Annotated in this window: 19 protein-coding genes; 8 read left to right on the top strand and 11 right to left on the bottom strand. The window is 42.6% G+C overall.

Annotated features, from left to right (window positions below; translation table 11 throughout):
• Complete coding sequence (locus FLP08_RS03950) at nucleotides 1–1,092, top strand: mannose-1-phosphate guanylyltransferase (protein WP_156274231.1); 1,092 nt, start codon at nucleotides 1–3, stop codon at nucleotides 1,090–1,092.
• A gap of 3 nt (nucleotides 1,093–1,095) precedes the next feature.
• The gene (locus FLP08_RS03945; protein WP_156274229.1) at nucleotides 1,096–2,529 is read left to right on the top strand and encodes a DUF389 domain-containing protein; all 1,434 of its coding nucleotides are present in this window, start codon (nucleotides 1,096–1,098) and stop codon (nucleotides 2,527–2,529) included.
• A 2-nt stretch (nucleotides 2,530–2,531) separates the two neighbouring features.
• On the opposite strand, the gene FLP08_RS03940 is transcribed toward FLP08_RS03945, so the two are convergent.
• The gene (locus tag FLP08_RS03940; RefSeq protein WP_156274227.1) at nucleotides 2,532–3,296 is read right to left on the bottom strand and encodes an ABC transporter ATP-binding protein; all 765 of its coding nucleotides are present in this window, start codon (nucleotides 3,294–3,296) and stop codon (nucleotides 2,532–2,534) included.
• A gap of 4 nt (nucleotides 3,297–3,300) precedes the next feature.
• Nucleotides 3,301–4,038, bottom strand: a complete 738-nt coding sequence (locus tag FLP08_RS03935; protein ID WP_156274225.1) for an MlaE family ABC transporter permease — start codon at nucleotides 4,036–4,038, stop codon at nucleotides 3,301–3,303.
• Between the two features lie 116 nt (nucleotides 4,039–4,154).
• Here FLP08_RS03935 and pafA point away from each other — a divergent pair, with 116 nt between their 5' ends.
• On the top strand, nucleotides 4,155–5,786 hold the full coding sequence (gene pafA / locus FLP08_RS03930) for an alkaline phosphatase PafA (protein ID WP_156274223.1): 1,632 nt from the start codon (nucleotides 4,155–4,157) through the stop codon (nucleotides 5,784–5,786).
• A gap of 3 nt (nucleotides 5,787–5,789) precedes the next feature.
• Here pafA and FLP08_RS03925 read toward each other — a convergent pair whose 3' ends face one another.
• The 4 genes from FLP08_RS03925 to gcvP form a co-directional block, all read right to left on the bottom strand.
• Entirely contained in the window at nucleotides 5,790–6,638 is an 849-nt protein-coding gene (locus tag FLP08_RS03925) for a glycosyltransferase family 2 protein (protein WP_156274221.1), read from the bottom strand.
• Between the two features lie 52 nt (nucleotides 6,639–6,690).
• Entirely contained in the window at nucleotides 6,691–7,215 is a 525-nt protein-coding gene (locus FLP08_RS03920; RefSeq protein ID WP_156274324.1) for a methyltransferase domain-containing protein, read from the bottom strand.
• 1 nt (nucleotide 7,216) lies between these two features.
• Complete coding sequence (locus FLP08_RS03915) at nucleotides 7,217–8,278, bottom strand: 3-oxoacyl-ACP synthase III family protein (protein ID WP_156274219.1); 1,062 nt, start codon at nucleotides 8,276–8,278, stop codon at nucleotides 7,217–7,219.
• Nucleotides 8,279–8,402: 124 nt separating this feature from the next.
• The gene (gcvP, locus tag FLP08_RS03910) at nucleotides 8,403–11,252 is read right to left on the bottom strand and encodes an aminomethyl-transferring glycine dehydrogenase (RefSeq protein WP_156274217.1); all 2,850 of its coding nucleotides are present in this window, start codon (nucleotides 11,250–11,252) and stop codon (nucleotides 8,403–8,405) included.
• A 134-nt stretch (nucleotides 11,253–11,386) separates the two neighbouring features.
• On the opposite strand from gcvP, the gene FLP08_RS03905 reads away from it, so the two are divergent.
• Complete coding sequence (locus FLP08_RS03905; RefSeq protein WP_156274215.1) at nucleotides 11,387–12,226, top strand: UbiA prenyltransferase family protein; 840 nt, start codon at nucleotides 11,387–11,389, stop codon at nucleotides 12,224–12,226.
• Here the strand turns inward: FLP08_RS03905 and FLP08_RS03900 are convergent.
• The 5 genes from FLP08_RS03900 to FLP08_RS03880 all read right to left on the bottom strand — a co-directional run bounded on the left by FLP08_RS03900 (nucleotide 12,195) and on the right by FLP08_RS03880 (nucleotide 17,015).
• The gene (locus tag FLP08_RS03900; protein WP_156274213.1) at nucleotides 12,195–12,458 is read right to left on the bottom strand and encodes a hypothetical protein; all 264 of its coding nucleotides are present in this window, start codon (nucleotides 12,456–12,458) and stop codon (nucleotides 12,195–12,197) included. The two genes, FLP08_RS03905 and FLP08_RS03900, sit on opposite strands and share 32 nt — an antisense overlap.
• A gap of 2 nt (nucleotides 12,459–12,460) precedes the next feature.
• Nucleotides 12,461–13,012: a sigma-70 family RNA polymerase sigma factor gene (locus FLP08_RS03895; RefSeq protein ID WP_156274211.1), complete on the bottom strand. Its 552-nt coding sequence runs from the start codon at nucleotides 13,010–13,012 to the stop codon at nucleotides 12,461–12,463.
• Nucleotides 13,013–13,109: 97 nt separating this feature from the next.
• Nucleotides 13,110–15,140, bottom strand: coding sequence for a M3 family metallopeptidase (locus FLP08_RS03890; protein WP_156274209.1), 2,031 nt, complete (start codon nucleotides 15,138–15,140; stop codon nucleotides 13,110–13,112).
• 221 nt (nucleotides 15,141–15,361) lie between these two features.
• Nucleotides 15,362–15,847 carry a 5-(carboxyamino)imidazole ribonucleotide mutase gene (purE, locus tag FLP08_RS03885; protein WP_156274207.1) on the bottom strand — a complete coding sequence of 162 codons (486 nt, stop codon included), beginning with the start codon at nucleotides 15,845–15,847 and terminating at the stop codon, nucleotides 15,362–15,364.
• Between the two features lie 4 nt (nucleotides 15,848–15,851).
• Nucleotides 15,852–17,015, bottom strand: a complete 1,164-nt coding sequence (locus FLP08_RS03880) for a 5-(carboxyamino)imidazole ribonucleotide synthase (protein WP_156274205.1) — start codon at nucleotides 17,013–17,015, stop codon at nucleotides 15,852–15,854.
• Between the two features lie 122 nt (nucleotides 17,016–17,137).
• On the opposite strand from FLP08_RS03880, the gene FLP08_RS03875 reads away from it, so the two are divergent.
• From FLP08_RS03875 to FLP08_RS03860, 4 genes are read left to right on the top strand one after another with little or no spacing between them, the layout of a single operon-like run.
• Nucleotides 17,138–17,668 carry a phosphoribosyltransferase gene (locus tag FLP08_RS03875; protein ID WP_156274203.1) on the top strand — a complete coding sequence of 177 codons (531 nt, stop codon included), beginning with the start codon at nucleotides 17,138–17,140 and terminating at the stop codon, nucleotides 17,666–17,668.
• 4 nt (nucleotides 17,669–17,672) lie between these two features.
• A complete protein-coding gene (locus FLP08_RS03870) occupies nucleotides 17,673–18,251 on the top strand; it encodes an adenylate kinase (protein ID WP_156274201.1) in 579 nt (192 codons plus the stop codon).
• 7 nt (nucleotides 18,252–18,258) lie between these two features.
• The gene (obgE, locus tag FLP08_RS03865) at nucleotides 18,259–19,266 is read left to right on the top strand and encodes a GTPase ObgE (protein WP_156274199.1); all 1,008 of its coding nucleotides are present in this window, start codon (nucleotides 18,259–18,261) and stop codon (nucleotides 19,264–19,266) included.
• A 59-nt stretch (nucleotides 19,267–19,325) separates the two neighbouring features.
• Entirely contained in the window at nucleotides 19,326–19,847 is a 522-nt protein-coding gene (locus FLP08_RS03860) for a DUF4136 domain-containing protein (RefSeq protein WP_156274197.1), read from the top strand.
• Nucleotides 19,848–19,897: the final 50 nt, after the last annotated feature.

Below are 19,897 nucleotides of genomic sequence, written 5' to 3'. Positions count from 1 at the left end.
ATGAAAGGGAGTAAAAAAGATAATTATTACGCCATTTTAATGGCAGGTGGAGTAGGATCACGTTTCTGGCCTTCGAGCAAGGCCTCAAATCCCAAGCAATTCATAGATATACTAGGAGTAGGGGAAACCTTGTTCCAAACAACTTTTAAAAGGCTAGCTAAGCTGATCCCTCATGAAAATATCTACGTGCTCACCAATGAGAAGTATATGGAAATGATCAGGGAGCAGGTACCAGATATCAAGGATGAGCAGATCGTACCCGAACCGGAAATGAGAAATACCGCGCCCAGTATTCTTCTAGGGGCTTTAAAAATTTATAAGAAGAACCCCGAGGCTCTTACCATTGTGGCGCCAAGTGACCACTGGATTAAGGAAGAAGACCTATTTATAGAATCTCTCGAAACTGCACTGAATGATGTTCAGGATAATGAGCATTTAGTGACCCTGGGGATTGAACCTTCGTTTGCTAATACCGGTTACGGGTATATAAAATATGATAAAGAGGATAAGGAAACGCTTAAGAAGGTAGAGCTTTTTACCGAAAAACCAGGTCATAAGAAAGCACAGGAATTCCTGGATGCTGGAAATTATGTATGGAATGCCGGGATCTTTATCTGGAAGGCCTCATTTATAATTGAAAACTTTAAGAAGTATCTTCCTGAAATGTATCGCCTTTTCGATAAAGGCAGCGATTTGTGGAATACTTCCGAGGAAAAGCAATTCCTTAAAGAGAATTACGGCAATGCTTCAAATATCTCCATAGACTACGGGATCATGGAAAAATCTGATGCCGTATATGTGATACCGGTGGAATTTCACTGGAGTGATCTGGGGACCTGGTCTTCGCTTCAGAATGAACTTCCGCAGGATAAAGCGGGTAATACCTGCATTAATGCTAAGTTAATTGCAGATGATGCCAGGGAAAACATTATTTCCACATCTAATAAAAAGATAGTAGTTTTAAAAGGACTTTCAGATTATATCATTGTTGAAGATGAGGATGTGCTTATGGTGGTCCCTAAATCTGAAGAACAGGAAATCAAACAAATCAGGGAGAAGGTGATGCAGGATTTTGGTGAAGATCTAGGTTAATACATGGCAAAAACAGAAAATAAAGATTCCCAGGGGAAACTTCCGGCAAAGGATAACCTGAGAGAAGATGCTAAAGAAATTCAGAAAAAGGCGAGGAGCTTCATTAGCCGCCTTTTAGACATCCATGAAAATACAGACAGGGAATCTACGGTAGAAGCCGTTAAGAAGGATATTTCCTTTAAAGGGCATAATGCGTGGATCCTTATATTCTCCATCTTTGTCGCTTCTATAGGTTTAAATGTTAGCAGCACCGCAGTAGTTATTGGTGCCATGCTTATTTCTCCTTTAATGGGACCTATCGTTGGTGTAGGAATGGCCGTGGCGATAAATGATGTGGATACGCTAAGACGTTCTTTCGTGAATCTGGGCATCATGGTGGGCCTAAGTGTTATTACTGCCTCCATCTATTTCTTTATTTCCCCAGTAAAGGAAGAAACTCCGGAACTGGTAGCCAGGACCTATCCTACGATTCTGGATGTCCTGCTGGCTATTTTTGGTGGGCTGGCGCTTATCATTGCCAAGACCAAACGGGGGACCATAGCGAGTGTGATCCTTGGGGTTGCGATCGCGACAGCACTTATGCCTCCATTATGTACGGTTGGTTACGGGATAGCCAATGCCAAATGGGAGTTCGCTTTGGGCGCCCTTTACCTTTTTTCCATTAATGCTGTTTTTATCGCCCTGTCAACTTTTGTAGTGGTTAAACTATTAGGTTTCCCTTTAGTGAAATATGCCAATAGTAAAAGAAGGAGACGTATCGCCCAGATTGCATCTACAATTGCTCTTATTGTCATGATCCCAAGTGTGATCCTGTTCGTGATGCTGCTTAGAAAACAGGTTTTTGAAAGTAAGGCCAGGGAATTCCTTTCGGAAACGGTGAGCTTTGCCGGAGCCGAGGTGCTCAAATCTACCAGCGATTATAAGAATAAGACCATCGATATTTATATGATAGGAAACACGGTTCCTACGGCTATCATCCAGACCTGGCAGCAAAAACTACAGGATATTGAGGCTTTAAAGGAATCTAAGATCATAGTTCATCAGGGAGTAGATCAAACCCAGGATATAGACCGTCTGTCTACCGAGTTAAGAAGCGGTATCCTTGAAGATCTTTACGTAAAGAATCAGGAGGCCCTTGAGGATAAAGATAAGCGTATAGAGCTTCTGGAAAGTGAACTATCCAAATACAGGGGAGATGTGTTTTCATTTTCAGACCTGAGCAGGGAAGCCAAGATCAATTATGAGAATATTGAACAAATAGGATATTCTAACCTGATAACTACCAACTTCGAAAAACTGGATACCATTCCTACTTTCACGGTTACCTGGGATTCTAAACTGAAGAACGCTGAACTCGCCGAAGCTCAGAATAAGTTCGCAGAATGGATGAAAGTAAGGCTCAAGCTGGATACGCTTGCCATTAAAAATGTACGCTAGAATTAAATTCCTTTCTGCTGGGCAACTCTTACTTTCTGGAAAAGATTGGAGGAGTAAACGAATTCAGTAACGGCCTGGTCATCGGTCTTAAAGATCTCATCCTTGGTTCCTTTCCAGGCCAAAACGCCATCCTTTAAAAAAGCGATTCGTTCACCTATTTCCAGGACCGAGTTCATATCGTGAGTAATTAGTACCGTTGTAATATCGTTCTCGTGGGTAAGGTCCATGATGAGGTTATCTATCACCGTAGCGGTTTGAGGGTCCAGTCCAGAGTTAGGTTCATCGCAAAAAAGATACTTTGGTTTGTTCACAATCGCGCGGGCAATGGCCACGCGCTTCTGCATCCCGCCACTTATTTCTGAAGGCATTTTGTTACCCGTGCCTTCCAGGTTAACTCTTTCAAGTACTTCATGAACACGTTTAAGCATATCGCTCTTTCGCTGCTTGGTGAACATCTTCAGGGGGAACATCACGTTCTCCTCAACGTTCATAGAATCGAACAATGCACCTCCCTGGAAAAGCATTCCCATTTCGGTTCTTAGCTCTCTTTGCTCTTCATCTGAAAAAGTAGAGTAGGGCTTTTGATCATATTCGATCGTACCTTCATCTGGCTTGAACAATCCAAGCATGCATTTTAAGAACACACTTTTTCCCGATCCCGACTGGCCAATGATAAGATTGGTTTTACCCCTTTCAAAGGTGTAGTTTATACCCTTAAGAACTTCCTGCTCATTGAATCCTTTATGTAAATTCTTTACCTGTATCATTGCTTTAGCTTAATAAGAGTTGTGTAACTGCATAGTTTGTTACGATTAAGACCACACTGGTCCATACGAAGGAAGTTGTAGAGGCTTCTCCCACTTCCAGGGCTCCACCTTTCATGTAATATCCGTGGTATGCGGGTACGGTTGCTAATATAAATGCGAACAGGAATGTCTTGATAAAGGCGTAAGTCAGATGGAATGGGATAAACTCATCCTGCAATCCGGTGATGAACTGGTCTGAGGTTACAAAGCCGCCCAGAACCGCCGCGGTATAAGCACCCAGGATTCCCAGGAACATAGAAATCGCAATTACGAACGGGTAGGTTAGCATGGCGATGATCTTTGGAAAAATGAGGTAATTCTTGGAGTTTATTCCCATTACCTCCAGAGCGTCTATCTGTTCGGTTACCCTCATGGAACCAATACTCGAAGTGATAAAAGAACCAACCTTTCCTGCCATGATTATGGAGATAAAGGTAGGAGCGAATTCAAGAATTACCGACTGCCTTGCTGCGTAAGCCACTAGTGACTTTGGAATAAGTGGATTGTTCAGGTTTAATGCGGTCTGAATGGCAACTACGGCACCAATAAAAAATGAAAGGAATGCGACGATCCCCATCGAGCCCATGATCAACTCATCGATTTCTTTGAAAATAAGACTTCTGAGAACTGAACCTTTGGTCATCCGGCCAAAAACTCCCTTAAGCATTAAAAAATATTCCCCAATGGAGTGCAGGTAGGTCATTAATTGAATTTTGAAAAGCTAAAATACTAAAATTTCGGTCTAAAGTATTTAAGGCTTAATTAAACTTTAGCGTTTGAAGTTTAGTATTTTTGCGCTGTATCATAAAACTTGACCTCATGAAACGATATTTATTAGCATTTAGTTTCCTTGTTTGTTTAGGATCGCTGAATGCGCAAATAGTAAATGAAAAACCAAAGCTGGTCGTTGGGATCGTGGTAGACCAGATGAGATATGATTATTTGACCAGGTTCTGGGACCAGTTTGGAAACGATGGTTTTAAAAGACTGGTAAATAATGGATATACCTTTAAGAACACGCATTTTAATTATGTGCCTACCTATACCGGCCCCGGGCACGCTTCGGTTTTTACCGGAACCACCCCGGCATATCATGGAATCATAAGCAATAGCTGGTTCAATAAATTTGAGGGACAGTTCGTTTATTGTGTGAACGATTCTTCCGTTAAGTCTGTGGGAACTCAAACCAGGGCCGGGGAGATGTCGCCAAACAGGATGCTTTCCACCACCTTTGCCGATGAGAACAGGCTGCATACCCAGATGAAAGGAAAGACCATTGGGGTGGCGCTGAAGGACCGCGGTGCGATACTTCCGGCCGGGCATACCGCCAACGCTGCATACTGGTTCGAGGGAGGAAGCGAAGCCAACTGGATCACCAGTACTTATTATATGCAGGAGCTTCCGGAATGGGTCCAGAAATTCAATGCTTCAGATAGGGCAGAATCTTACCTGAAGACCTGGGAGCCTTTAAGAGAAATTTCCACTTACTCGGAAAGTGGTGTGGATGCCAACGATTTTGAAGGTGGATTTAACGGAAAGGAAACTGCCACTTTCCCCTATGACCTTAAAAAGCTAGCTGCCGATAATGGGAATTATAACCTTATTAAAGCGACACCTTTTGGGAATGATCTTACGGCTGAATTTGCCAAGGCGGCGATAAAAGGGGAGTCTCTCGGGCAGGACGATATTACAGATGTACTTACCCTGAGTTTTTCGAGTACAGATTATGTAGGCCATAATTTCGGTGTCAATTCAAAGGAGGTTCAGGACACCTATATTAGATTGGATCTTGCCATTGCCGATGTCCTTAAATATCTGGACCAGAATGTTGGTGAAGGAGAGTACACGGTATTTCTTACAGCAGATCATGGTGCGGTAGACGTGCCGAATTATTTGAAATCCAGAAAGATCCCAGCCGGGAATTTCAGCGATTCAGATCTTATCTCGAGAATAGGGAAATTTGTTTCTGAAGAATTCAATTCAGAAGACTTGATCGAAAATATCTCGAATAACCAGGTTTTCTTTAACTACGAAGAATTGCAGAAAAAGAAACTGGATTCAAGGGAACTTCAGGAAAAGCTTTCTCATTTTATACTTCAGCAGGATAATATTTCCAGGGTTTTCACCAGGGAACAACTGGAAAGCGGGTCTTTCGATAAAGGTATAGGAAGTCTTATCGAGAATGGATACCACCAGAAGCGAAGTGGTGACCTGGTATATGTATTGGATCCCGGGTTTATAGTCTTCCCGGAGACCGGAACCACTCATGGTAGTGGATTTTCATACGATACCCATGCACCTCTTATTTTCTTCGGAAAAGGGATAAAGAAGGGAAGTACCTATTCTGAAGCCTACATTAATGATATAGCTCCAACTATTTCGGCCTTACTGGGCATCGCATTCCCAAATGCGGCAACCGGTAAACCTTTATATATAATGCTGGATAAGTAAAACCTAGGCGAATTTCTTTCGAATGTTCGCCCAACGCAATTTTCTAATAAAACGGCCTTCTTCTTCCGAAACGAGAAAAGGTCGTTTTTTGTTTTTGGCATTGAAGTAGCCCGATATATAATGGAGAAAAGCGAAGGGATTCGCCTTCATTGCCGCGAGCTTGGCAGAGGCAATAAGGCTGAGCAAGGTTCCGTACCTAAGCCGGTAAAAGGCCTCGCCCTGTTTGCGTCCTGAATGTTCGAAGTAGTTCATTCCGGTAGGCCTGAGGTGTCTCACTAATAAAGTTTCGTCTGTAATCACTTTCCATCCGTGAAACCTCGCCAGGAGCTCATCTGCGGTATCCCAGCCCATCGCTGGTTTTAATTCGCCAATCTGAATAAAACAATGTTTACGGTAGGCCTTTAAAGCACCACGAATATGATCTTTTCCGGTTAAGTTCTCCGGGATCCATTGATCTTTTCTCTGAATACTGCAAAATCCACCTGCCATTCCTGCCTGCGGATCGATCTCGAAATAAGAGGCGATCTTTTCCAAGTAGTTTTCGGGGAAAATAAGGTCGGCGTCGAATTTACAGATCACATCAAAATTGTCATCAAGCCGGTAATAACCTTTATAAAAAGCATTGATCACCTTACTGCCCGGAGCATGTTCTCCAGAGGCGCTGTTCTGGACCAGCTCTATATAATCGAACTTGTCGGTGAAAGATTTTACGATTTCTGAAGTATTGTCTGTAGAACCGTCGTCTACCACTACGATGCGAGTGGGCAATAAAGTTTGCTGGGTAAGCGATTCCAGGGTCTGGCCAATAAAACCACCCTCGTTATGCGCCGGTATGACAATATAGATCCTCAAAAAGCCGAATATTGATTAAGAATGCTAAGATATGATTTTAGAAAGAGAAGCCTTATTTTATCCTTTCTGCATAAACAGCATAATATCTTGGAGTAAATTTCCGAAGAATAGGGCGAAAGCCGATCTTGTTCACTGGGTGAGCCCACTGAATGCTTTTTTTGATCTCCCATCCGCTCTTTTCCAAAAGCCAGTCGAACTGCCAGGATTCGAACTCATGGTAATGACGGTCCCATTTATCGGTTTTGCTTCGATAGGCCGGCGAAAACCATAGTTTTAAAGGCACGCTGGCAATGAGCTTATCTGCCTTTATCTCTTTAAGGATATTATATGGAGCCAATAAATGCTCGAAAATCTCAAAAGCGGTAACAATGTCGAATTCTTCATTCTTTACCGCGGTAAGATCTTCATCGAGATCTTCTCCAGAGGTGTTATCTACTTTATAACCCTCATCTTTCATGAGATAGGTAAAAGGATTCTTTACTCCCAGGTCCAGGATCCGGGCCGGGGGTGGAGCAACGTCCTTTAGGAATTCGAGGGTCTTTTTATAACGTTTCTCGGGAAAACTATTCTCGTACATTCTAGACCTGGTAAGTGATCGCATTAATGTTCATTCCGGCACCTACACTTGCGAACATGACTATATCTCCTTTCTGAAGTTTCTGGCCTTCAATTTCACCTCTTAATACCAAATCATAAAGGGTAGGCACAGTGGCCACGCTGCTGTTCCCTAACTCCTGGATGGTCATTGGCATTACTCCCTCCGGTGGAGTCATTCCATGAAGTTTATAAAAACGCTGGATAATGGCATCATCCATTTTTTCGTTGGCCTGATGTATAAATACTTTCTTAAGATCTTTGATATCCTTTCCGCTGTTCTCAAGGCATTCTTTCATCGCCTTAGGTACGTTCACCAGAGCGAATTCATAGATCTTTCTTCCGTGCATTTTAATGTACCGGATTTCTTCAGGTGCGCTAGAGTGGTTTGACTTCCCAAAATAGATATAATCTGATTCCTTAAAAGAAAAGGTAGCCGATTCATGCGAAAGAATTCCGGATTCTTCGTCGTCGCTGGCTTCCAGAATAACTGCTCCAGCTCCATCTGAAAAGATCATCGAGTCCCGATCATGTTTGTCAACGACACGTGAAAGAGCTTCTGCTCCTATAACAAGACATTTTTTAGCAATCCCAGACTTTATAAAAGCCTGTGCCTGTATAAGTCCTTCTATCCAACCCGGACATCCAAATAATAAATCGTAACCAACACATTTAGGATTTTTTATCCTTAGGTGAGATTTTACCCTGGTAGCAAGACTAGGTACTGTGTCGCTCTGTATAGAATTGGTCTTCACATCACCATAATTGTGAGCAACGATAATATAATCCAAAGTTTCAGGATCTATACCCGAACTTTCGATCGCTTTTTGACTTGCGATCACCGCAATATCTGAAGTGTTAAGGTTCTCATCCAGATAGCGTCTCTCCTTGATACCTGTGATGGCTTTGAACTTCCTGATGGTAGTTTCGTTATCATGAGGGAAATTAGATCCGTCAAGATTATAAAATTCATGTTGATCAAAGTCAGCATTTTTCGTGATAACATTTGGGATATAACTTCCGGTTCCGGTTATTTTACATTTCATCTGACTCAGTGCTTGGGATTGCAATTTAAATAATTAGTAAATAAGTGGCTTAAAATAGCTAATTTTTTGGTCGAAAAAAAACCTGTCAATTGACAGGTTTTTTAATTTGTCTTTAAATTCCGGGCTATGCCTCGGCGTATTCCTCGGTTGGAGGGCAGGTACACATCAGGTTCCTGTCACCAAATGCCTCATCTACTCTTCTCACGCTAGGCCAGAATTTATTATCATGAAGATGCTCCAGTGGGTAAGCTGCCTTTTCTCTGGAATAAGGTAACTTCCATTCGTCTGAAGTTAGCATATGTATCGTGTGCGGAGCGTTCTTAAGAACATTGTTAGGTTCATCTGCACTCACTTCGTCAATTTCCTCACGAATAGAGATTAGGGCTTCACAGAACCTGTCAAGTTCAGGTTTGCTTTCGCTTTCGGTAGGCTCGATCATCATGGTTCCTGCTACCGGGAATGATACCGTAGGAGCGTGGAAGCCATAATCTATTAGCCTTTTGGCGATATCTACCACTTCGATCCCTTTTTCTTTAAAAGGACGGCAGTCGATGATCATCTCGTGGGCTGCTCTTCCTCTTTCTCCGGAGTAAAGTGTTTTATAATGACCCTTTAGTCTTTCTTTTATATAATTAGCGTTCAGGATCGCGTATTCTGTAGATTTCTGAAGTCCACCGGTTCCAAGCATCTTGATATACCCATAAGAAATAAGGCATACCAGTGCTGAACCCCATGGAGCAGAAGAAATAGCGCCAATAGCCTTTTCTCCACCTGTTTTTATTACAGGGTTCCCCGGAAGGAATGGTTTTAACTGTTCAGCAACACAAATTGGTCCAACTCCAGGGCCACCACCTCCGTGAGGGATAGCAAAGGTTTTATGAAGGTTGAGGTGACATACGTCAGCTCCAATCCTTCCCGGGTTGGTCAATCCTACCTGCGCGTTCATATTTGCCCCGTCCATATAAACCTGTCCGCCATTCTCGTGGATGATATTGGTGATCTCACGAATAGCCGATTCGAATACCCCGTGGGTAGATGGATAGGTTACCATCAAAGCGGCAAGATTATCCTTATACTTCAATGCCTTTTCTCTAAGATCGTCAACATCGATATTTCCGTTTTCAGAAGCTTTGGTTACCACTACTTTCATCCCGGCCATCACTGCTGAAGCAGGGTTGGTTCCATGAGCGGAAGAAGGGATCAAACATACGTTTCTGTGGCCTTCGCCATTTGCCTCGTGGTAAGCTCTAATCACCATTAATCCCGCATATTCTCCCTGTGCACCAGAATTTGGCTGAAGAGAGGTGGCTGAAAAACCGGTGATCTCGGTGAGCTGATGCTCAAGTTCCTTAAGAACGGTCTGGTATCCTTCGGCCTGCTCTACAGGAACAAAAGGATGAAGATTACCCCACTGCGGGTTACTTAGCGGAAGCATTTCTGAAGCTGCATTCAACTTCATAGTACAGGAGCCAAGAGAGATCATGGAGTGATTCAAAGAAAGATCCTTGCGCTCCAGTTTTTTGATGTATCGCATCAATTCAGTTTCTGAATGATACAGATTGAAAACCTCGTGGGTGAGGAAATCGGTCTTTCTTTCAAGACTTTCGGGAATGGCAGTTCTTCCCGGAAGCTCGGTTACTTCTTTCGCTTCCTTAGTAGCAAGTTCAGCAAATACAGCGATGATCGCGTTCAGGTCATCTAAGGTTGTGGTCTCATTGATCGAGATACAGGCACTTTCAGCATCTGGGTAATAGAAATTGATCTCGTTTCTTTCAGCGATCTCCTTCAGTTTAGAGGCATCGGCCTTAATGTGAAGGGTATCAAAATATGCAGAGTTCAATTGTTCAAACCCGAGCTGCTTTAGGCTGTCCTCAAGAGCAACCGTGGTTGAATGAACGGTATTGGCGATATATTCGAGACCTTTAGGACCGTGATATACGGCATACATTCCGGCCATTACCGCTAGCAAAACCTGGGCGGTACAGATGTTCGAAGTCGCCTTGTCTCTTTTTATATGTTGCTCCCTGGTTTGGAGAGCCATTCTTAAAGCGTTGTTCCCGTCAAGGTCTTTGGTGATCCCAATGATCCTTCCCGGAAGGTTACGCTTATATTCTTCTTTAGTAGCAAAAAATGCCGCGTGAGGACCTCCGTACCCAAGCGGGATCCCGAATCTTTGTGTGGTTCCAACTACAACATCCACACCCAGTTCTCCAGGAGCCTGAAGTTTTACCAGGCCAAGGATGTCTGCGGCAAACGCGGTTTTGATACCTGCATTATGGCAGTTTTCAATAAATTCTCCATAATTGAAAATCTGTCCGAATTTTCCAGGATACTGAACCAGCGCTCCAAAGAAATCTTCAGAAAAATCGAATTCCTCATGGTCTCCCACGATCATTTCGATCCCAAGGAAATCTGCCCTCGTTTCCATTAAGGAAATGGTTTGAGGCAAGGTTTGTTGAGAAACAAAAAACTTATTTACATCATTTTTCTTCTGTTTTCTATCTCTAACAGCATATAGCAAAGCCATCGCTTCAGCGGCTGCCGTAGATTCATCCAGAAGAGAAGCATTGGCGATCTCCATCCCGGTAAGGTCGCTTACCATGGTTTGGAAATTCAACAGCGCTTCCAGTCTTCCCTGAGCAATTTCTGCCTGGTAAGGAGTATAGGCAGTATACCATCCCGGGTTTTCAAGTACGTTTCTTTGAATAACAGCGGGTAAAATCGCCTGATGGTAGCCTAAACCAATATAGGTTTTATAAACCTTGTTCTTTTCAGAAAGCTTTTTAATGTGCTCTGCATATTGATTTTCGCTCATCGCCTTCGGCAAGTTTAGCGGGCTGTGCAAACGAATGTCATCGGGCAGGGTTTCGTAAATTAATTGCTCTATAGACTCAACGCCGATAGTGTCCAACATTTCCTGTAGATTTTCCTCCTTAGGACCTATGTGACGTAATGCAAAAGAATCTGTTCTCATTAAAATAAATAGTTGTGTTTTTCGTGCTGCGAAAATACATAATTTCAATCTAATTTTTTAGCCTTTAGCTATATACAGTTGTTAAGATTTTAAGACCAAATTTTCCTGTAGGAATTTATGTGTAATTTCGTAGAATGAGGTTTTTAGAAAAGGCTTTTGAACTCTATATAAATAGCAGTATTCACGTTTCTCTGGCGGTGGTCGCATTCACTATGATCACCTTTTTTGAGCATGATCTTTTAATAGATACAGATCTGCTGGCCTTTGTTTTTTTTGCCAGCGTTACCGGTTATAATTTCGTGAAATACGCGGGCATAGCAAAGTTGCATCACTTAAGCCTGGCCACGAATCTGCGCCTGATCCAGCTGTTTTCGCTGTTGTGTTTTATAGCTCTTATCTATTATAGTTTTCAACTTAAGTTCGAAGTCCTGGTAGCCGCAGGTATCATGGGCTTGCTTACCATGTTCTACGCGATCCCCATATTTGGGGGAGAGAAGAACCTTAGAAGCCTGCCGGGCTTAAAGATCTTTATTATTGCTGTGGTTTGGGCAGGAAGTTCGGTCATACTGCCGCTGATCAATGCCGGGAAATTGCTTGGCATAGATCTGCTCGTAGATTTTTTGCAAAGGTTAATGCTAGTGGTCGTCCTTACGCTTCCGTTTGAAATAAGAGATCTGAATTTTGATAATGAAAGGCTGGGAACCATTCCGCAGAGATTGGGGGTAAATCTGACAAAGGTTTTTGGGCTGGTATTATTGTTCCTGATCTTCGCTTCAGACCTTGTGCAGAACAATTTCGATTCAACAGAATTTTTATCGTGTTTGGTGATCCTCGTGGCTAGTGCTTTTTTGCTCTGGAATTCGAGCAGGGAGCAGAACAAATATTATGCTTCTTTCTGGGTGGAGGCGGTGCCGGTAATGTATCTGGGAGTTTACTTATTGTTTAGGTTCTTTCTTCCGCAAATTCCTTCTTGATCTCTTTACGCCATTGCTCTTTTTTTTCTTCGGGGCAGGTCTGGATTCGGGATTTCTTTATGAGTTGGGTGAGTTTGGTGTTCTTTTGGGTAAACTTCCGGCAGGTCTTGCAAAATACCAGGTGAAGGTAGAGTTTAGCCTTATCCAGCAATTTTGCTTCTTTATATTGTGCTTTATTACAGCAGTCGGCTGCTTTAGAACAATCAATAAAAAAATAATTTTTTTCACTCATAATTAGAACCAGTTTTTTTCCAGACAGGCAGCCAGAGCGGTTCTGGCTCTATGGATGATAACCCAGAGGTTAGACGGTGTGATATTAAATTCATTACAGATAGCTTCGGTATCTGCACCATCAATTGTCTTTCTTTTGAATATCTCTGCATGCTTTTCATTAATGGAATCAAGGCATTCCAGGATAGCTAGGCCGAGTTCATTATTTTCCATTTCATCTTCTGCCGTACGGTCAAACTGGTCTGCTACCTGCTCTTCAAGCCACTCTCCTTCATTGTAATCATCAGAATAATTGATCTTGACTTCAGCCTTTCCCTTCCGCGAATTTATTTTGCGGTAGTAATCTATGATTTTTCTTTTCAAAATCGAAATTAACCAGGTTCTTTCACTGGCTTCTCCTTTAAAATATTTCGCAGATTTCAGGGCAGCCAAAAAGGTTTCCGATATGAGGTCGTTGGCAACCTCACGGTTATTCACCCTTACAATCGTGTAATTGAAAAGGTAGTCTGAGTATCGGTCAACCCATTTATTAGGGTCGAGGCTGTGCGCTGGCATGATTTAGATTTCGTCGGTTCTAAGTAAAAATAGCAAAAGAATGACTATCAAAAGTTATAGAAAAGATAAGATTTCTCTATCATGCCAGCAAGGCCTGCTATTTTGAGATCAATCCGGCCCTTCTTAGCAGGGCATCGGGTTTAGGCTCCTTCCCTCTGAATCGTTTGTATAGATCCATAGGATGTTCGGTTCCTCCTTTAGAAAGTATGTTCTCCCTGAACTGGTCGGCGATATCCTTGCTGAAGATGCCATGTTCTGTGAAATATTCAAAAGTATCTGCGTCCAGGACTTCAGCCCATTTATAGGAATAATAGCCGGCAGAATACCCTCCCTGAAAGATATGTGAAAAAGCAGTGCTCATACAATTTGAATCTACCTCGGGATAAAGCTTGGTGGGTTCAAAAGCTTTTACTTCATGCGACTTTACATCCTGAACATCACTTGGGTCCCCGGCATGCCAGCTTAGGTCCAGCATCCCGAAGCTTAGTTGTCTAAGGGTGGCCATACCTTCCAGGAAATTTGCAGATTCCTTGATCTTGTCTATGTATTCCTGTGGGATGGCTTCGCCTGTCTTATAGTGTTTCGCAAAAAGCTGAAGGGCTTCTTTTTCATAGCACCAGTTTTCCAAAACCTGGCTGGGTAATTCTACAAAATCCCAGTAGACATTGGCTCCAGATAGGCTAGGGTAGGTGGTATTTGCCAGCATTCCATGCAGGGCATGTCCAAATTCATGGAAAAGAGTGGTCACTTCATTAAAGGTTAACAATGAAGGTTCTTTTTCCGTTGGTTTGGTGAAATTACAAACAATAGAGATATGAGGGCGTTCGTTCTTGTCGTTCTGAACATATTGCTGTTTATAAGTGGTCATCCAGGCGCCATCACGTTTTCCCGGCCGCGGATGGAAGTCTGCATAGAACAGTGCGACATCCTCCCCGGTTTCGTTAGTTACCTGGTAGGTTTTAACGTCTGGGTGATATTTGTCGATATCATGAACTATTTCAAAGTTTAGTCCGTAAAGTTTTCCGGCGATGGTAAAGACACCATCAATAACCCTGTCTAGCTCAAAGTAAGGTTTCAGCTTTTCATCGTCCAGGTCGAAACGTTTTTGCTTTAGTTTTTCTCCATAATAAACGGCATCCCATTTTTGTAACTGGTCGATATCATCAAGCTCTTTGGCGAATTGCTCTAATTCTGCGAATTCTTTTTCTGCCGCAGGTTTGGCCTTTTCCAGCATTTCATTTAAAAATGACTCGACCTTTTCCGGAGTTTCAGCCATTCTTTCCTGCAGCACGAAATGTGCATGGGATTCAAATCCTAAAAGTTTGGCTCTTTTGTATCTGAGTTTAGCAATCTGAAGCACATTTTCCTGGTTGTCCAGTTCATCATTATGAAAAGCCCGGGAGCCGAAGGCCAGGGAAAGCTCTTTTCTAAGCTCACGATCATCGGCATATTTCATGAACGGGATATAGCTAGGATACTCCAGGGTGAAGATCCAGCCCTCCTTATCTTTTGATTTTGCGACTCCGCGGGCTTCATCCTTGAAGGATTCCGGCAAGCCAGACAAACGGGATTCGTCGGTTACCTGAAGCTCATATTTGTTGGTCTCGGCCAGCACATTCTCCCCGAACTGAAGGCTTAACCTGGATAATTGCTTGTCGATCTCCCTTAATTCTTCCTGCTTTTCATCGGGTAGGTTCGCTCCATTCCGGGTGAAGGCCTTATATTTTTTCTCTAGTAAGGTCTCCTGTTCCTTATTCAGGTTCAGAGAATCCTTCTGTTCGAATACTTCCTTGATCCTTTTGAAAAGGTCTTTATTCAGGATCACATCATTTTTAAATTCTGAAAGTACTGGAGAAACTTCCTGAGCGATCTTCTGTATTTCTGCATTAGTTTCAGCAGAATTGATATTGAAAAAGATGCTGGTTACCCGGTCAAGTTTTTTCCCGGAGAATTCCAGCGCTTCTATGGTATTTTTAAAATCGGGTTTTTCACTGGATCCGGCTATATTCTGGATTTCCTCTTTCGCTAGCTCAACGGCCTTAAGGATGGCCGGTTTATAATCCTCTGTTTTTATTTTAGAGAAAGGAGCATATTCAAATTCGGTGAGTAAAATATTTTGAGAATCCATATTTGTATTATTAACGCATTTCGCTAAAAAAATAGCTTAAATGCTTGGTTGTTTAATTTTTTTAACTAAATTGACCTCTTGTTGAGGAAAAAATTAACTTAATATTAGCAACAGTATATAAGAGCGTAGTTTACGAAGTTCTGGTTTTATATTTAGAATGGTTAATAAATAATAATTACAGATTACAAGTAACTACAGGAAGGCCGCATTAGCGGCCTTTTTTATTTCTTGATAGATTTTGCTCCTTCGATAACCTTTTGTTTAAGGCCTTCTTTATAGACCAGGATCTTATCCAGGACACATTTATCTGATGCGCCGATGATCTGTGCAGCGAGGATTCCGGCATTCTTGGCTCCGTCTAAGGTTACGGTAGCAACGGGAACGCCTCCAGGCATTTGTAAAATGGAAAGTACAGAATCCCATCCGTCGATAGAATTCCTGGATTTTACCGGAACACCAATGACTGGTAGAGGAGACATGGATGCAACCATTCCTGGGAGGTGGGCTGCGCCGCCTGCACCGGCAATGATCACACTAATTCCTTTTTCGTGCGCGGTCTTGCTAAATTCAAATAATTTTTCGGGAGTCCTGTGAGCTGAAACGATATCTACTTCAACCTCGATATCAAACCCCTTCAGGATATCTATCGCATCCTGCATTACAGGCATGTCACTGGTGCTTCCCATTATTACGGCTACTTTCCCCATTTTTTTAGTCTTTTTTACTTATTACTTTAATACTGTTCTTTACTTTTTCTGCAATCTTCCGGGCTTCAGAAAGATCCTTGTTCACTATGGTCACGTGGCCCATTTTCCGGAAAGGCCTGGTGATCTTTTTTCCGTAAATATGAGGCGTCACGCCATCCATCTTCATGATCTCCTCTATGTTTTCATAAACCACCTCGCCTTCATGCCCTTCAGAACCTACCAGGTTCACCATTATACCACCTACCTTACTATCGGTATTGCCCAGTGGAAGGTCTAGGATCGCACGTACCTGCTGTTCAAACTGATTGGTGTAAGCGGCTTCGATACTGTAATGCCCACTGTTATGTGGTCTTGGAGCCACTTCATTAACCAGAATGCGGTCATCCTTGGTCTGGAACATTTCGACGGCCAGTAGTCCCACATGTTGAAAAGCTTCGGAAACCTTCTCTGCGGTTTTTCTTGCTTTTTCAGCTACACTTTCCTCTATACGGGCCGGGCAGATCACATATTCTACCTGGTTTGCGGTTGGATGAAATTCCATTTCTACAACAGGGTAGGTTTTCTTTTCACCAGAAGGATTCCTGGCTACAATAACGGCCAGTTCATTTTTAAATGGTACCAGCTCTTCTGCAATGCATTCTCCTTCAGAAAGTGTTTCGAGATCCTCTTTCTGTTTGATCACAGAAACACCTTTCCCGTCATATCCCCCGGTAGCACTTTTCCATACGAAAGGGATCTTTACTTCGTCCTGCTCAACCGCGTTTTTCAGTTGTTCCAGGTTTTCAAAAACCTTGAAATCTGCGGTGGGAATTTGCTGTTCGCTGTAAAATTTCTTTTGAATAGCCTTGTTCTGTATCTTCTCCAGCGTATCTGCCGAGGGGAAGGTTTTAATGCCTTCCGCCTGCAGTTGTTTAAGTGCCTCGATATTCACACCTTCGATTTCAAAGGTGACCACATCGGCTGTTCTTCCAAAATTGAGAACCGTATCATAATCCATGAGGTCACCCTGTTCAAAATAATTACAGGAGATTTTGCATGGAGCCTCTGCGCTAGGGTCAAGTACAAGGGTCTGTATGTCGTATTTCCTTGTTTCGTACAGCATCATTTTACCAAGCTGTCCTCCTCCAAGGATCCCAAGTTTAAAGTCTGAAGAAAAGTAATTTATCATAAGTTGAACTGGCTTTTCGCAAAAATAATGCATTCATCATTCCCGCAATAGTTATTCGTTAAGAAATCGGGCTGTTGAGCTTATTGAGATTCCTTATCTTTGCCACTTAAAATTTTACAGTTTTGATAAAATTACATGACCTTGAGTTTGAGCCTTATATTTCTGAAAAAGAGATAAACCAGGCTATAGAGGAGATTTCAGGAAAATTGAATGAAGATTATAAAGGAAAAATGCCTGTTTTTATAGGGGTTTTGAATGGTTCATTTATGGTAGCTTCAGAGATCATAAAGCGATTTGATCATGACTGCGAGGTGAGTTTTGTGAAAATGGGTTCTTATGTAGGCACGCAAAGTACCGGGAATGTAAAAACGCTGGTTGGTTTGAACCAAAACCTAAAAGGCCGTCAGGTAGTTTTGCTGGAAGATATCGTGGATACCGGGAACACGCTGGTTGAGCTTGATAAGATTTTGACCGAGGCCGGTGTAGAGGATTATAAAGTGGCTACTTTATTCCTTAAGCCGGAAGCTTACAAGAAGAATATTCCTGTAAAATATGTAGGTTTAGAGATACCGAATAAATTTATAGTTGGATTTGGCCTGGATTACGATGGTTTGGGCCGTAACCTGACTCAAGTATATAAACGCAAAGAATAATAAAATGACAAATTTAGTGCTGTTTGGCCCTCCGGGAGCCGGCAAGGGAACACAAGCATCAATTTTAAAAGATAAATACGAACTAATTCATATTTCAACCGGCGACGTTTTTCGTTATAATATTAAGAATCAAACCGAACTTGGGCTTAGCGCCAAGTCTTATATAGACAAAGGGCAATTGGTGCCAGATGAGGTGACCATTAATATGCTGAATGCTGAGGTTGAGAAGAACGAAGGTGCTAACGGATTTATTTTTGATGGTTTTCCACGAACAGAGGCCCAGGCCGAAGCCTTAAGCACTTACCTTGAATCTAAAGGAACAGAGGTTCACGCAATGATCGCGCTTGAAGTTGAAGATGAGATCCTGGTAGAGCGTTTGCTGGAAAGAGGAAAAACTTCGGGCAGACCAGATGACGCCGATGAGGCCGTGATTAGAAACAGGATCAATGTATATTATAATGAGACTGCCATTCTTAAGAATTACTACCAGAAGCAGGATAAGTATTATGGTGTTGATGGGGTAGGCAGTATCGAGGAGATCACAGCTCGCCTGAGCGAAGTGATCGACGAACTAATGAAATAAAAAGAAAATGACTGAAGGGAATTTTGTTGACTATGTGAAGATCCATGTTTTTTCAGGAAAAGGAGGGAAGGGTTCTGCCCATCTCCACCGGGAGAAATATATCGCAAAGGGAGGTCCCGATGGTGGGGACGGTGGTCGTGGTGGCCATGTGATTGTAAAAGGAAACAAAAATCTCTGGACCCTGTTCCATCTTAAATTCAAGCGTCACGTAAAAGCTGAACACGGTGAGAACGGAGGTAAGCAAAGAAGTTCCGGAGCCCAGGGAGCCGATGAATATATCGAGGTTCCGCTGGGAACCGTGATCCGGGATACCGAAACCAACGAAGTCATAAAAGAAATCACTGAGGATGGCCAAGAGTTCATGGTTGCCGAAGGTGGTAAAGGAGGCCTCGGGAACTGGCATTTTAAGAGTTCCACAAATCAGACCCCAAGATATGCCCAGCCGGGTATAGATGGGCAGCAGGTTGATATTACCTTGGAGTTGAAAGTACTGGCAGATGTTGGCCTGGTTGGTTTCCCCAATGCAGGGAAATCTACCCTTCTTTCGGTGATCACGGCCGCGAAACCAAAGATCGCCGATTATGAATTCACTACTTTAAAGCCTAACCTGGGGATCGTTAAATACCGGGATTTCAAAACCTTTGTGATCGCAGATATTCCCGGAATAATTGAAGGTGCTGCTGAAGGAAAAGGTTTGGGACATCGATTTTTAAGACATATTGAAAGGAATTCTACGCTATTGTTCCTTATTCCTGCCGATGCCAGGGATATCAAGAAACAATATGATATCTTATTAGATGAGCTTAAAAGATATAATCCGGAGCTAATGGACAAGGATCGCCTTGTCGCCATTTCTAAAAGTGATCTTCTGGACGAGGAGCTTAAGGCAGAAATGAAGGCTGAACTTGATAAAGAGTTGAAACTTCCATATATTTTTATTTCCTCGGTTGCACAAAGCAATCTTACGGAATTAAAGGATAAGCTTTGGCAGATGCTCAATAAAGAGCCTGTTTAAATCCTGTTAAACGTATAAAGTCTCGAACTGTTTTTGCTTAAATTTAGTAAAAACCAGTTATGAGACTTTTTAAATTTAGTATCCTACTATTATTAATTACATCCTGTAACGCCCCCCAGGCTGTCTACGATTACGACCAGGATGTGAATTTTTCACAATATTCAGAATACGCTTTATTCCCTGATTTCAGGACGGGATTAAGTCAGCTTGATGAGGCCAGGTTGATAGAAAGCCTGAAGACCCAGATGCAGGCTGAAGGCCTTAGTCTAAGTGAGGATCCTGGCATCTATGTGAATGTATACACCGAGAAATTTGAGCAGGATAACCGAAGCCGTGTGGGTGTTGGCATAGGCGGAGGCGGAGGTAATGTAGGTGTGGGCGTTTCCGGTGGCATCCCTGTGGGGCAGATGGACACTTATTTGCAGCTTACATTCGATTTTATAGATGTGGAAAATGATGCGCTTATCTGGCAGGCGGTAGTGGAGAGCCCTTTTAGTTTTAATGCCGAGCCTCAGGAGAGGCAGCAGCGCTTTTCTAAGATCGTTGAAAAGGCCCTGGCAGGATTTCCGCCGAAGAAGTAATAAAGTTATAGCAGAAATAAAAAAGCCCCGTGCAATTGCGCGGGGCTTTT

The organism is Christiangramia aestuarii, from assembly GCF_009735585.1.
Taxonomy (GTDB): Bacteria; Bacteroidota; Bacteroidia; order Flavobacteriales; family Flavobacteriaceae; genus Christiangramia; species Christiangramia aestuarii.
The sequence above is the reverse complement of the archived record's forward strand: the minus strand, read 5'-3'. Positions and strand labels throughout refer to the sequence as shown.

What these genes read in the sequence shown, in the direction of transcription:
- FLP08_RS03950 (WP_156274231.1), top strand. Translation starts at nt 1, where the DNA reads ATGAAAGGGAGTAAAAAAGATAATTATTACGCCATTTTAATGGCAGGT.
- FLP08_RS03945 (WP_156274229.1), top strand. Translation starts at nt 1,096, where the DNA reads ATGGCAAAAACAGAAAATAAAGATTCCCAGGGGAAACTTCCGGCAAAG.
- FLP08_RS03940 (WP_156274227.1), bottom strand. Translation starts at nt 3,296, where the DNA reads ATGATACAGGTAAAGAATTTACATAAAGGATTCAATGAGCAGGAAGTT.
- FLP08_RS03935 (WP_156274225.1), bottom strand. Translation starts at nt 4,038, where the DNA reads ATGACCTACCTGCACTCCATTGGGGAATATTTTTTAATGCTTAAGGGA.
- pafA (WP_156274223.1), top strand. Translation starts at nt 4,155, where the DNA reads ATGAAACGATATTTATTAGCATTTAGTTTCCTTGTTTGTTTAGGATCG.
- FLP08_RS03920 (WP_156274324.1), bottom strand. Translation starts at nt 7,215, where the DNA reads ATGTACGAGAATAGTTTTCCCGAGAAACGTTATAAAAAGACCCTCGAA.
- FLP08_RS03915 (WP_156274219.1), bottom strand. Translation starts at nt 8,278, where the DNA reads ATGAAATGTAAAATAACCGGAACCGGAAGTTATATCCCAAATGTTATC.
- gcvP (WP_156274217.1), bottom strand. Translation starts at nt 11,252, where the DNA reads ATGAGAACAGATTCTTTTGCATTACGTCACATAGGTCCTAAGGAGGAA.
- FLP08_RS03905 (WP_156274215.1), top strand. Translation starts at nt 11,387, where the DNA reads ATGAGGTTTTTAGAAAAGGCTTTTGAACTCTATATAAATAGCAGTATT.
- FLP08_RS03900 (WP_156274213.1), bottom strand. Translation starts at nt 12,458, where the DNA reads ATGAGTGAAAAAAATTATTTTTTTATTGATTGTTCTAAAGCAGCCGAC.
- FLP08_RS03895 (WP_156274211.1), bottom strand. Translation starts at nt 13,012, where the DNA reads ATGCCAGCGCACAGCCTCGACCCTAATAAATGGGTTGACCGATACTCA.
- FLP08_RS03890 (WP_156274209.1), bottom strand. Translation starts at nt 15,140, where the DNA reads ATGGATTCTCAAAATATTTTACTCACCGAATTTGAATATGCTCCTTTC.
- purE (WP_156274207.1), bottom strand. Translation starts at nt 15,847, where the DNA reads ATGGGGAAAGTAGCCGTAATAATGGGAAGCACCAGTGACATGCCTGTA.
- FLP08_RS03880 (WP_156274205.1), bottom strand. Translation starts at nt 17,015, where the DNA reads ATGATAAATTACTTTTCTTCAGACTTTAAACTTGGGATCCTTGGAGGA.
- FLP08_RS03870 (WP_156274201.1), top strand. Translation starts at nt 17,673, where the DNA reads ATGACAAATTTAGTGCTGTTTGGCCCTCCGGGAGCCGGCAAGGGAACA.
- obgE (WP_156274199.1), top strand. Translation starts at nt 18,259, where the DNA reads ATGACTGAAGGGAATTTTGTTGACTATGTGAAGATCCATGTTTTTTCA.
- FLP08_RS03860 (WP_156274197.1), top strand. Translation starts at nt 19,326, where the DNA reads ATGAGACTTTTTAAATTTAGTATCCTACTATTATTAATTACATCCTGT.